This is a genomic window from Acinetobacter pullicarnis, from assembly GCF_006352475.1.
Lineage (GTDB): Bacteria > Pseudomonadota > Gammaproteobacteria > Pseudomonadales > Moraxellaceae > Acinetobacter > Acinetobacter pullicarnis.
In genome coordinates, this window is record NZ_VCMZ01000001.1 from 3,323,324 (window position 1) to 3,336,329 (window position 13,006).

At 36.9% G+C, this 13,006-nt stretch carries 8 protein-coding genes and 2 pseudogenes; 6 read left to right on the forward strand and 4 right to left on the reverse strand.

Going from position 1 to position 13,006, the window contains the following annotated elements; all coding sequences use genetic code 11:
• Nucleotides 1-4: 4 nt before the first annotated feature.
• Together clpP and tig are read right to left on the reverse strand one after the other, a co-directional pair.
• A complete protein-coding gene (gene clpP, locus FD716_RS14790; protein ID WP_139853035.1) occupies nt 5-610 on the reverse strand; it encodes an ATP-dependent Clp endopeptidase proteolytic subunit ClpP in 606 nt (201 codons plus the stop codon).
• Nucleotides 611-793: 183 nt separating this feature from the next.
• Nucleotides 794-2,131, reverse strand: coding sequence for a trigger factor (gene tig / locus FD716_RS14795; protein ID WP_139853036.1), 1,338 nt, complete (start codon nt 2,129-2,131; stop codon nt 794-796).
• Between the two features lie 476 nt (nt 2,132-2,607).
• Between tig and FD716_RS14800 the strand changes: the two genes are divergently transcribed.
• A complete protein-coding gene (locus FD716_RS14800; RefSeq protein WP_139853037.1) occupies nt 2,608-4,854 on the forward strand; it encodes a TonB-dependent receptor domain-containing protein in 2,247 nt (748 codons plus the stop codon).
• Between the two features lie 243 nt (nt 4,855-5,097).
• On the opposite strand, the pseudogene FD716_RS14805 reads toward FD716_RS14800, so the two are convergent.
• Nucleotides 5,098-5,340: pseudogene (locus FD716_RS14805) on the reverse strand (transposase); the annotation flags it as partial.
• Nucleotides 5,255-6,085 (reverse strand): annotated as a pseudogene (locus tag FD716_RS14810) (IS5 family transposase). The pseudogenes FD716_RS14805 and FD716_RS14810, both read right to left, overlap by 86 nt.
• An 834-nt stretch (nt 6,086-6,919) precedes the next feature.
• On the opposite strand from FD716_RS14810, the gene FD716_RS14815 reads away from it, so the two are divergent.
• The 5 genes from FD716_RS14815 to FD716_RS14835 all read left to right on the forward strand — a co-directional run bounded on the left by FD716_RS14815 (nt 6,920) and on the right by FD716_RS14835 (nt 12,864).
• Nucleotides 6,920-7,459, forward strand: a complete 540-nt coding sequence (locus FD716_RS14815) for a fimbrial protein (protein ID WP_139853038.1) — start codon at nt 6,920-6,922, stop codon at nt 7,457-7,459.
• 70 nt (nt 7,460-7,529) lie between these two features.
• Nucleotides 7,530-8,288, forward strand: a complete 759-nt coding sequence (locus FD716_RS14820) for a fimbrial biogenesis chaperone (protein WP_139853039.1) — start codon at nt 7,530-7,532, stop codon at nt 8,286-8,288.
• 171 nt (nt 8,289-8,459) lie between these two features.
• On the forward strand, nt 8,460-11,003 hold the full coding sequence (locus FD716_RS14825) for a fimbria/pilus outer membrane usher protein (protein ID WP_139853040.1): 2,544 nt from the start codon (nt 8,460-8,462) through the stop codon (nt 11,001-11,003).
• Nucleotides 11,004-11,017: 14 nt separating this feature from the next.
• A complete protein-coding gene (locus FD716_RS14830) occupies nt 11,018-12,106 on the forward strand; it encodes a fimbrial protein (protein WP_171477055.1) in 1,089 nt (362 codons plus the stop codon).
• A 17-nt stretch (nt 12,107-12,123) separates the two neighbouring features.
• Entirely contained in the window at nt 12,124-12,864 is a 741-nt protein-coding gene (locus FD716_RS14835) for a fimbrial biogenesis chaperone (RefSeq protein WP_171477056.1), read from the forward strand.
• Nucleotides 12,865-13,006: the final 142 nt, after the last annotated feature.

Here is a 13,006-nt window from a genome sequence, read left to right on the forward strand (position 1 = left end):
CGTATTAAGGACGTTTTGATAACACCTGATCAACCAAGCCATAATCTTTTGCTTGTTGTGCAGTCATAAAGTTATCACGATCCGTATCACGTGCAACGTTTTCATAGTCTTGGCCACTGTGTTCAGCCATTAAACGATTTAGACGTTCTTTAATATACAGAATTTCACGTGCATGAATTTCGATGTCAGATGCCTGACCACGAAAACCACCCAACGGTTGGTGAATCATGACACGCGCATTTTCTAAGCAATAACGCTTACCTTTACTACCCGCATTCAATAAAAATGCACCCATAGAAGCCGCTTGGCCCATACAGTAAGTAACAACATCAGGTTTGATAAATTGCATGGTATCGTAAATCGCCATACCAGCAGTCACTGAACCGCCTGGCGAGTTAATATACAGGTGAATGTCTTTATCTGGATTTTCAGCTTCTAGGAACAACATCTGCGCAACAATTAAGTTGGCCATATTGTCTTCGACTTCGCCTGTGAGAAAAATCACACGGTCGCGCAATAAACGCGAGAAAATATCAAAAGATCGTTCGCCACGTGAAGACTGTTCGACGACCATAGGGACTAATGCGTTTTCAATCATTGGAACATACATATGTTATTTATTCCTGAATTCTTGTTTCTCAAACTCATCCGGACAATATGAGGGATATTCACTAAAATTGCAAAATATTCCCAATTAAATATCAAATATATTTAACATGGCCAAAGTCTGTCATAAAGCAATATTTCGTATAAGAAAAAAGGCGCATGATGCGCCTTTTTTCTTAAGATTGGCTTAGCCTTGTTGTTGACGAGCTTGTTGCTCTTTTAACAACTCTTCATAGCTCACCACGGTATCAGTTACTTTCGCTGAAGCCAAGATGAAATCGACAACTTGATCTTCTAATACAACAGCTTCAATTTGAGCACGTTGCTGTTGATCATTTTTGAAGTATTCAATCACTTCCGCTGGATCTTCATAAGAAGAAGCCATGTCATCAACATATGCATCTACACGTGCTTGATCAACTTCAAGTTTAGCATCTGCCAATACTTTGCTAACCAACACACCCAATTTAACTGCTTTTTCAGCTTGCTCTTTAAACAATTCATCTGGAAGCATACTGCTGTCAAATGATTGAGCGCCTTGAGCACCAAACTGTTGAGTAAACTGTTGAATCATTTGTTGACGTTGACGATCAATTTCTTGAGCAAGCATTGCTGCAGGAATTTCTACGTCATTTGCGGCAACAAGTGCATCAAAAGCTGCGCCTTTAACTTGGTTACGTAAGCCATTTTTAACTTCACGTTCCATGTTTTTACGTACATCAGCTTTTAACTTTTCAACGCCTTCTTCTTCAGTCAGACCGAAAATCGTTAAAAATTCAGCATCAATTTCTGGAAGTTTTGCTTTTTCAACAAGACTTACAGTGATTTTGAATTTAGCAGCTTTACCTGCAAGATTTTCAGCTTGATAGTCTTCAGGGAAAGTTACATCGATGTCTTTCTCTTCGCCTTTTTTCATGCCAATGATGCCATCTTCAAAGCCTGGAATCATACGACCTGAACCTAAGACCAATTTAAAGTCTTCGGCAGAACCACCTTCAAATTTTTCACCATCAAGTGTGCCTTCAAAGTTGAAAGTCACTTGCATGTCTTTTTTCGCCATACCCTTGGTTTCTACCCAAGTTTGACGTTGTTTTTGTAGGTTTTCCAACATTGCATCAACGTCAGCATCATTGATTTCAGTTGTTTTACGTTCAACTTCCAAACCATCAAATGCTTTCACTTCAACTTCAGGATAAACCTCTACAGTGGCTTCATACACCAATGCATCATCTTTGTTTTCAACTTTATCAATGTTCGGCATGCCGACAGCATTGATTTTTTCTTGTTGAATCGCTTCAAATACGGTGTCACGAATAACATCGTTAACGACTTCTTGATAAATACCAGCGCCGTATTCACGACGTACAACGTTTAATGGCACTTTACCTTGACGGAAGCCGTTGATCTTCACAGTTTTAGCAGTGCGTTTCAAACGGGCTTCAAATTGCTCGTTCACACGGCTCGTCGGTACAGATACATTTAAACGACGGGCAACGCCCGAAACCGCTTCAGAAGTTACTTGCATGGCTTCCTCGATAGAATTTAATAAAAACAGTTTTTCAAAAAGTGCCACATTATATGACAACATTTAAAGATATACAAAATAAGTCTCTGTGCAAGTCCTTTCTAAACTAGTTTTCATCCACATCTTTTAGGTTTATGCAGAAGCCAAGTACATCAAAAAAACAACTACAACGCTCAAAATAGCAAATATAACACTATAAAATCAGTAATTTACACAAACCCCCATTCATTTCAAATGATAAATAAGTCTGAGTAAACATGTATAAAATTTTTCAAAAATTAATCATTATTTCTTTTCAAATAAATTCAATCACGTCAATAAATGCCTAATTCTGGCTTAAATAAATCACATATTTTATTAATTGCATAAAGGTATTGCATTCAATACGCATAAATGATTATTCTTCTCATTTATATTCACTTGTACTGTTTATATTACTTTATTTTATTTTTATGTAGCTTACTCTAGGGTTTCTTATGCGTATCTTTAAACTTTGCCCCTTGTCTTTGGCATTACTCGGGGCAACAACAAGCTCTGCTTTTGCCCAGCAAAATTCCAGCACAGATGCTACCGCACCCGTACAACTCGCAACAATCGTTGTGTCCGCCTCTGGCTTCGAACAAGATATTAAAAATGCACCAGCCAGTATTACGGTCATTACCGCTGATGAGTTAGAACAAAAAGGGATTACTAGCATTGCTGACGCCCTGAGCGATGTTCCTGGTGTCGATATCCGTAATGGTCAAGGTAAAACTGGCGGTTTAAATATACAAATGCGTGGCCTTAATCAAGCGTATACATTGATTCTTATTGATGGACAGCGTCAAAATACTTCTGGAACTGTTTCTCCAAATGGGTTTGGCGAGTTTGCAAGCAGTTTTATGCCACCACTAGCATCTATTGAAAGAATTGAAGTAATACGTGGACCAATGTCAACCTTGTACGGCTCAGATGCAATGGGGGGCATCATTAATATCATTACTAAAAAAGTAACTGATGATTGGACTGGAAGCGTTACGTTAGAAAATAGCATTCAAGAAAATAGTGATATCGGGAACAGTTTCAAAACCAGCGCCTTTTTAAATGGACCCCTGATTAAAGATAAACTGGGCTTACAATTACGTGGTGATTTTTATCATCGTGACGATTCAGAACGCATAGCGCCTCCAACAAAGACCATGGACCAAGGCTCTCAGGGCCGTGATCCTCGTACAGTTGAAGCCAACAACTATAATATAGGGACTAAACTGACCTATAAATTGAATGATCAAGTCAGTAGCTGGATTGATCTAGATCATGCCGAACAACGCTATGACAATACAGACTCTCGTTTAGGCGAACAATATGAATACAAGAAAACTGGTGGGATTTCTGCTCTTGGATCTTATGAAGATGAACTAAAGTTTATGCGTGATCGTATTTCTGTTGGTGTTGATGCTGATTTAGATTTCGGTACTTGGACAACTTTCGCAAGTCAGGTCAAAACAAAACAAGAAGGTCGCCGCCTTCCTGTAGGTGATGTGCCACAATTTAACTACTACTCTGATGGAACTCAGGGCAGAAAGCTTGAAAATACAGACCTAACTATAGACTCAAGATTTATTCTACCGCTAAACAATCATAAGCTTACAGTTGGTGCAGAATATAAAGATAATAAAACTATCGATACCGCTGCCGGAAATGGCATTAAATTTAAACAGGATTCATGGTCTTTGTTTGCTGAGGATGAGTGGAGCTTGAAAGAAAACCTCACACTTACCTTTGGTGGACGTTATGAAGATCATAGCGCCTTTGGTGGTGAGTTCACTCCACGCGCTTATTTGGTTTGGAATACCAATGACTATTGGACATTAAAAGGTGGTGTGAGCACGGGTTATAAAGTCCCGACTGCGAATGACTTACATGATGGTATTAACGGCTTTACAGCACAAGGCCGTAGCGTAACGCTTGGTAACCCTAACCTCAAGCCAGAGAAAACAACAAACTACGAGCTAGGTTTTATCTTTGATAATTTAAATAACTTCACTTTAACTACGACAGGTTTCTATACAGAATTTAAAGACATTATTATTTCAAATGCACAGTCATTTGAAAATTGCTTATGGGAAGATCGTAAACCCGGAACAGCACCTGCAACTAACTGCATGACTGTTGGTAACTTTTCTTATCAAGAAAACTTCACCTTCAAGGGTAATGCAGACAAAGCCAAAAGCTATGGCGTTGAATTAAGTGCAAAATATGATATCAATGATGCTTTTAATATCAAAGCCAATTACACATGGTTAGAGTCTGAAATCACTGAAGGTAAAACAAAAGGTCAGTCCATCGAGAATACGCCTCGACATGCAGCAAATTTAACAGGTACTTGGTTTGTTAATGATAAGCTTTCAACTTGGCTCGAAGCAGAATACAAATCAAAACGCACCCGTTTTACAGACCCAATGCAAAATATAAATACTATTCGTGAAGCAGAAATAACCAATAACGAATTAAAAGGTTATGAGTTATTTAATTTGGGAGCATCTTATAAGGTAAGTAACCAAGTTACACTTTCTGGCCGTGTTAACAATCTATTCAATAAAGATTTTGGGGATTATAGAAGTTACATCAATACAAATGGCGATACTGTAAACGCATTTTTATACAATAAGACGACTTCAGCAACTGCCGGAACTTATATCCCAGACCGCAATTACTGGTTGGCCGTGACCTACAATTTCTAATACAACGTACACTGAACAACGTGAGTCAAGCTCTAAAACCCTAGTCAATCTAGGGTTTTTTTACGACTTATCACATTTAACGAATCACAACTTTATTTTTACCACCGATAGCTTTACTTCATCAATTAAGTTTTAGCAGGCCCACTTTAAAGTAGACATGATCTCGTTCACACCCTTTCATTCAAAACCTCAACTGCGTTTAATTCGGCATTTCTGCCTTAGTTATTTAGGTCTATTGCCATTTCATAATGGTAATCTGATAAAAATCCAAGCTAGAGCGACAGAATTTCCATAGTTCCCTTCAAGCTTGTCGTAACACCTAGCAACTCCCTTAAACTGTTTCAATCTTGCAAATGCATTTTCGATCAAGTGTCTGATTTTATATAAATACCAATCCATATCATCGTTGCTCAATTTTGTATTCAGTTTCTTTGGAATGTTTGCCTTGGTTTTTGTCTTTATAATTTGTCCCCTTAATTTTCCAGACATCAACACCTATTTTCTTTACTAGGCTAACAACCTCATTGCGTATTTGTGCAAAAGGCAGAAATGACTTCCTAATCTGTGCATTTTTACGCGGTGGAATAATAGGTATTCCACCTCGCTCGATAATGCTTTTATAGCATTGCTTCGCATCGTAAGCACCATCTCCATAGACTGTAATAATTTCCTCAGACTCCGGAATCTGATCGAGTAAATTAGGCAGCACTTCTGCATCACCAATGCTGTTACTTGTCACTTCTACTGCACGTATTTGCAAGGTTGCAGCATCGATAATGATATTTATTTTACGCCATTGTCTTCGATATTCTGCCTTATGCTTTTTACGCCTCCATTCATCTTCAGCTAATATTTTGATCCCTGTACTGTCCACTAAAAGATGCAAGCCTTGTTGGCTTCTTTGGTTGGGTATCTTGATATCAATCGTTTTTTGTCGTCTGGATAGTGTGGAGTAATCAGGTGCTGACCATGATAATCCAGTGATCTCAATTAAGCTTTCAACAAATCCAGTAACTTGCCTCAATCGTAGTTGAAAAAGGACTTTAAGCATGAGGTAACATTGGATTGCAGCATCTGAATATAACTGATTACGCCCGTGCTTGCCTTGTGATGGCATAATCCATTTGAGATCTTTACTGAACTAGATATCAATACGTCCACGCCTTTTAAATGCTTAGTTATATTCAGGCCAATTGAGGGTTTTATAACGAGGTTTGAGAGTATCTTTCATGCTAGCAATGTTGGGCACCAACCATTTATGTAAAAAAATCATTTTAATCTAAAAAACCAATAAAATTTAAAATCATTCAACTACATACTGCTTTAAAGCAAACGCAATATATACACCCCATTATTATAAATTAATATTTTCAACAAAATAATTAAAACTTCCAAAAATCTTAGTTACAACAATAGTAAATAAACATCTGATTACCCCCTATTAACCTTTAAAAATACAACCTCAATACCAACCAAACCAAATAATTAATATACTCATTAATTTACATTCATTATTTTCACTTAAACCAGTCTCAACCATCATTCAAACAACCCTATTAGCTCACCACCTTTTCCAGATACACAAAAAATTGACATACCTCCATCAATCAAAAAATGACACTCTGCTATGACATCAAAAAATAAACCACGAAATATGATTTACAAAAAACATATCAACTCAGATCACCACCCAGTATTAAGTCGCATTAATTAACAGGATAAAAAACTGATAAAAATACACTCAATTTTCACATAAAACTTAAACCAATTCACTTGATGTAACTATTTATTTATATTAAAAAACCACCAATTAATAATAATACACAAGCATCTAAAACAACCATATTTAAATTAATTTATACTTTTTAAAAAATAAAATTTAATGAAAAACCGTTAACAATAAATATCAATTAAAATAAAAAAACTATTGAAAATAAAGACACAAAACATCAGAATATGCCGATTGGTTAGATTTTTTGACTAATTGTTAAAAAAATACTAATTTCAATAGTGTATTACAAGTAAACAAAAAAGATATTACTTCTACATCAATTAGAGAATTACTATGAATAAATTTTTGAGTGCTATTTCAATATCAACATTAAGTATTTCATCTGTTTTCGCAGCGGATGGACTTATTACTATTAAAGGGCAAATTGTAGATACTACTTGCACAGTTTCGGTTAATGGTGGCGCTAAAGATACGACTGTAACTTTGCCAAAAGTATCATCTAGCTCATTAGGTGCTTCTGGACAAACTGCCGGCGCAACTCCATTTAGTATTGCTCTAAGTGGTTGTACTGGCGTATCAATGTCGACTGCTAGTACACACTTTGAGCCAGGCTCTCACGTAGATGGTCTAACTGGTCGTCTTAACAATGATCTTACAGCTGCGGATGCCGCGACAAATGTTCAAGTGGAACTGTTAAATAGTAAAATGAGTCCAATCAAAGCTGGTGCTGCGAATGCAGACCAAAATGACATTCCTGTAGATATCAGTACTGGTAGTGGTCTACTTAACTATTACGCTCAGTATTATGCTACTGATTTGGCGAGCCCAGGTGCTGTCTCTACATTAGTCAACTACACTATTACTTACCAATAATTTTGAAGAGGTAAGGGTAATTTCCCTTACCTCTATTTATTAAAATTAAATAAAAAATGAGGCTTGTTTTATGGTTACAAAATCATTCCTTATTATAATAATTCTAATATCTGGAATTTTTAATAATAATGCACTGGCAGAAGTTTCTATTAATGGAACAAGAATTATATTTAATGCTAAAGATAATGAGTCAAGAATTCAATTAAAAAATAATGGTAAGAGCCCTTACCTTTTACAATTGTGGATAGATGATGGTAACCCTAAGGCTCGTCCAGGTGAAAGTAATGTACCCTTTCTAATAAACCCTCCAGTTATTCGTATTGATCCTGAGAAAGGACAAGCGATACATATCACAGCGCCATCTATTACATTGCCGCAGGAGAAAGAATCTCTTTTCTGGTTCAATATGCTAGAGATCCCACCAAAATCAACTGCGACGGATGCCAGTACAAATCAATTGCAGTTAGCGCTTAGAACAAGAGTTAAGCTTTTTTACCGTCCCAACAATTTAATACCGGAACCAGTTGAGGCTTATAAGAATTTAACGTTCTCATTAAATGAAAATATATTAAGCGTTAAAAATCCATCACCTTATTATATTACATTTAGTAAAATTGAAATTCGAAAATCAAAAAACACAAAAATTCTAGGTTCCGTTGAAAAATTTCCTGAACATATGATTGCACCAAATGGGGAAATGAAGCTCCCCCTAACAATAAAAGAACCTTCAGAAATAAATAAAGCTAATTTATTCTATAATGTAATCAATGATTTTGGAGGAGAAACCATAAATAAAAAACCTCTAGACTCTATTATTAATATTAATTAATAAAACAACTTATAGATAAAATCTAAATATCTACATACCTCCTAACGTGATCAACTTACTTGAGCTTAACAACTTAGAAGAATGAATGTATTTAAATAAATAAAAAACCATTAGAAATCAAAGTACCCCATAACACAACTTAACTGAAGGATTTTGGAGAAAATATAACAAATGAGAAAATCTTGCAAAGTAAATGACAATATTATCAGCTCAAAATTTGGTTTAGCCAAAATTGCAAAATTAGTTATATTTTCTTTTTTTGTTTCCTCAAATGCTTTTTCCAAATCAAGTGATAATATCAATTTCAACAAAGCTTTTTTACGCTCAGCCATAGATATTAGTGCATATTCTCACGGTAATCCCGTTTCTGAGGGTAATCACTTCATTCATGTATATGTTAATAATGATTTGAAGGGGCGCACAAATGTGATGTTCAAAAATTCTGAAGCCAACTCTTCTGTAGCACAACCCTGTTTTAATACCAAACTAATCACAATGCTTGGTATTGATACAAAACTCATGACACCAGAAGGGTTAGCTCAACTGGAAAGTGGCGTTAAATGTACTCGTATAGGTGACTTATCTCATGAGTTAGCTGCTGATTATGATGTATCCACTCAACAGCTTAAAGTGCAAGCACCACAAAGTTACCTATCACGAAATGCTAAAGGTTACATCAATCCGGAACTTTGGGATAATGGTATTCCTGCAGCTAGTCTACAGTATGATTACAATGCTTGGCATTCTGAAGCATCAGATAACTCATCCTTTTCAACTCAATATCTTGGGCTTCGTGGCGGAGTGAATTGGGGTGCATGGCGTTTACGTTATCGTGGCGCTTTAAATTGGGATGAAAGCAATAGTTGGCGCTACAATAATTCGAATATCTACCTAGAACGAGCAATTGTTCCACTTCGCAGTAAACTCGTACTTGGTGAGTCGTCTACTGATGGTCAAGTATTTGATAGTATAGGGTTTAGAGGGGTGATGCTGGTGTCTGATGACCGTATGAAGGCGAACTCTCAACGCGGCTACGCACCTATCGTAAATGGAATTGCGAATACAAATGCCTTGGTACGTGTTAGCCAACGTGGAACTGTTATTTATGAAACCTCTGTCCCTCCAGGACCATTCACGATTGATGATCTCTATCCAACAGGTACTGGTGGAGATTTACTCGTAACAATTAAAGAAGCTGATGGCAGTGAGCGCAGCTTTAATGTTACTTATGCAAGTATTTCAGAGCTTTTACGCCCTGGTGTAACTCATTATTCAGTGATGGGTGGTAGCTTTCATGACAATGGTATAAATGAAAATCCAGAAATATTTTTAGCAACTGTACGTCACGGATTCAATAACTTGGTCACCGGGTACACGGGGGTATTAGGTGGGAAATACTACCAAGCGGTATCAGGTGGCGTTGCACTAAATACACCAATTGGCGCCATATCCTCTGATATTACTTATGCAAACACAATATTAAACGATGATCTCAAGAGTAAAGGGCACAGCATAAGATTTTCTTTTTCAAAAATTTTACCAGTTGTGAATACGAACATCACATTAGCAAGCTATCGCTATTCGAGCTCTGGATTTTACAATATTAATGACGCTATGCTGATGCGTTCAAATAATTGGGACGATACTGGTTGGCAGAATACAGGGATTGATCGCAAAAACCGCTTTCAATTCAGTGCCAATCAAAAGATTTCAGACACCCTTGGAAGCATTAGTATTAACGCTAGCATACAAGATTACTGGAATCGTGATCAACGAGATACAGAATATCAGCTTGGTTATAATAATAGCTTTAAATGGTTTAACCTTAGTGTTAATGCCAGTCGAACTAAAGATGTGATTAATAATGAATGGCAAAATAAAATCGCCCTAGGTATCTCTTTACCACTGGGCAAAAACTCTAAAGCCCCCTATCTCAACTCTACGTATATACATGAACAAGGTTATCAAGGCCTTCAAAACTCAATTTCTGGTAGTGCCGGCATAGACCAACAATATAATTACAGTTCTTATATTAATTTCGACAAGTATAGTGACACAGGTACTCAAACTACAGGTGGTATTAGTGGCAACTGGACTTCACCATGGGCAAGGTTAGGTGGTAACTTCTCAACGAGTAGAAACTATCAACAATATGGCATGCAATTATCAGGTGGAGTTATTGCCTACAGCAACGGATTAGTGTTAACACCAATTATGGGCGATACCATGGCCATTATTGAAGCCGAGCACGCAGGGGGTGCAAAAATCAATAATAATTCAAGCCTAAGCCTTGATAACAAAGGAAAAGCTGCTGTGCCATACCTAACACCATACCGTCTGAACACGATTGAGTTAAATCCAAAAGGATTATCTAATGACATAGTACTTCAAGAGACTAGTCACAATAGTGTGCCAACCGCAGGTGCAATTGTATTACTAAAATACAAAACCGATATCGGGAACTCAGTCTTGTTTAATGTGCGTCACCCCGTACAAGAATTACCTTTTGGGACCCCGTTGATGGACGAAAATAATGAAATTGTAGGTTATATTTCACAAGGCGGGCGTAGCTTTGTTCACACAAAGAAAGAAAAAGGTACTCTAAGCTTAAAATGGGGTACAGAAGATAGCCAAATATGCCAATTTAACTATGAACTAAATATTGAACCTTTAGAAAAAAATTCATTACGCCAACATGACGCTATATGCCAATAAAAGGAATCTATAGCATGAAAAAAACTATATTAATAAATATCTTACCAGTGCTATCTTTTGCAGGACTTTACAGTTCAGCTCATGCCGATGGCACATGGATCAACTGTAATCGGACCGATGGCTATTATCAATTTTATGACTCCGGTTCGGTTCAAGCTGGAAAGGATGCTGAAGTAGGTGATGTTCTTGGTGATTGGTTTACCTCCGCTAACCCAACGGCATGGACTTGCTCACATCGTAAAACACATGAAAATGCTACAGTGCCCATAACCGTACAGGGCTACCCGCCCTATATAACCAAAGGTACAATTAGTGTTGATGGAGCCACTTACACAATTTACAGTACAGCAGTCAAACCTGGGCTAGGATATATTACACGTTGGCGCTTCACTGCCAAGGGGCAAACCAGCAATTGGTATCCACTAACAATTGCTGCTTTAGGGCAACAGACTCCAGCAGAGTTTTTTAATATCAGTTATGATCCCAATAACCCGCAATGGAGTTTTGGTGTAGATGTACAAACTCGTTTTGTAAAAACTGGCGAGAACTTAACCAGTGGTAGAATCCCCCTCTTTGATCCAATATATGTCCGTCATTATCAAAGTTATAATGGCAATACCGATGCTGGGGGTGGAACCTATATGATTGCTCAATTTCGTGCTGGTCAGGTTGGCATAGAAACTGGTGGCACTTGTACAACTTCTGATGCTAACGTAACGCTTCCACCAGTAAGTCGAAGTAAATTTATTGGTATTGGTTCCACAGCAGCGCGCGCTAGTTTTGACTTAAATTTAATCAAATGTCCAGCTGGCTTAGCAAGTATTAACTATCTCTTTACGCCAACGACTTCTATCATAGATAACAGCAATGGTGTATTTGCACTAGATAATAGCTCTACCGCTAGTGGTGTAGGGCTACAATTATTAAATAATCAAGATAGCCCACTCAATTTTAATACTAAGTATCGCTTTAACGATTATAATTCCTCAGTCGGCAATGCTAATTATAAAATACCTTTACGCGTCGGAATTTATCAAACCGAAAACAATGTTAATCCAGGTAGTATTAGTGGTGCTGTTACTTTTACATTAAGCTATAAATAGGCATGAGGCATCCGAAATTGATTTTCAAGCTATCTCTACTTTTTAATATTAAAAAAATATTCTGGCTATTTATTGGGCTGTGCTTCGCGAGCACAGTTCAATCAGCAACTTATTTAAATAAAACACGGCTTATTATTCAAGAGAAAGATCCAGATGTGACATTCTCATTGACAAACCAAGGCCAGTTTCCAGCTTTGATGCAATTATGGATTGATCAAAACAATTTATTTGATCGACCTGAGTTAATAAAATCCCCATTCCTAATTACGCCTTCATTGTTTCGGTTAGATGCAAGTAAAAAATATGCTGTACGTATTCAGTTGGTTGATCAGGATGAGGCAATGGCTAAAGATAGAGAATCCTTATTCTGGCTAAATGTATTAGAAGTGCCCCCAAAACCTTTATCATCAGTGGATAGTAACTCATTACAGCTGGCATTTCGAACGCGTATTAAGTTGTTTTATCGTCCGAGTATATTGGCAACGACTAATCTAACAAACGAAATAAAAAAGCTTCAATCAGATAAAGTTAACTGTTTGTCTGGTCGTTGCTTATCATTAAAAAATCATTCGCCATTACACATCTCGTTATTAAATATCACTCTTAACGATAATCAAATCGTTAGTGATTTGCCAAATGACGGAATGATAGCTCCTTTTTCAACAATAGAAATTCCCCTAGATAATCCTGAAAACCAACTAAAAAAATTCATATGGATTGACGAGGATGGCGTTTTAAATGATGTCAATCAGCAGTAGCCAAAACTTAGCGTATTTGAACAACTGCCATAAGCTATAAACGACTTACTATAAAGATCTAAATAACATTCAAAACCTCAACTGCGTTTAATTCGGTATTTCTGCCCTAGTTATTAATACTTTTGACCTAAAACATCGTTTT

Bases quoted from the DNA above. Each gene is read 5' to 3' on its own strand.
- clpP (WP_139853035.1), bottom strand. From the start codon at position 610: ATGTATGTTCCAATGATTGAAAACGCATTAGTCCCTATGGTCGTCGAA.
- tig (WP_139853036.1), bottom strand. From the start codon at position 2,131: ATGCAAGTAACTTCTGAAGCGGTTTCGGGCGTTGCCCGTCGTTTAAAT.
- FD716_RS14800 (WP_139853037.1), top strand. From the start codon at position 2,608: ATGCGTATCTTTAAACTTTGCCCCTTGTCTTTGGCATTACTCGGGGCA.
- FD716_RS14815 (WP_139853038.1), top strand. From the start codon at position 6,920: ATGAATAAATTTTTGAGTGCTATTTCAATATCAACATTAAGTATTTCA.
- FD716_RS14820 (WP_139853039.1), top strand. From the start codon at position 7,530: ATGGTTACAAAATCATTCCTTATTATAATAATTCTAATATCTGGAATT.
- FD716_RS14825 (WP_139853040.1), top strand. From the start codon at position 8,460: ATGAGAAAATCTTGCAAAGTAAATGACAATATTATCAGCTCAAAATTT.
- FD716_RS14830 (WP_171477055.1), top strand. From the start codon at position 11,018: ATGAAAAAAACTATATTAATAAATATCTTACCAGTGCTATCTTTTGCA.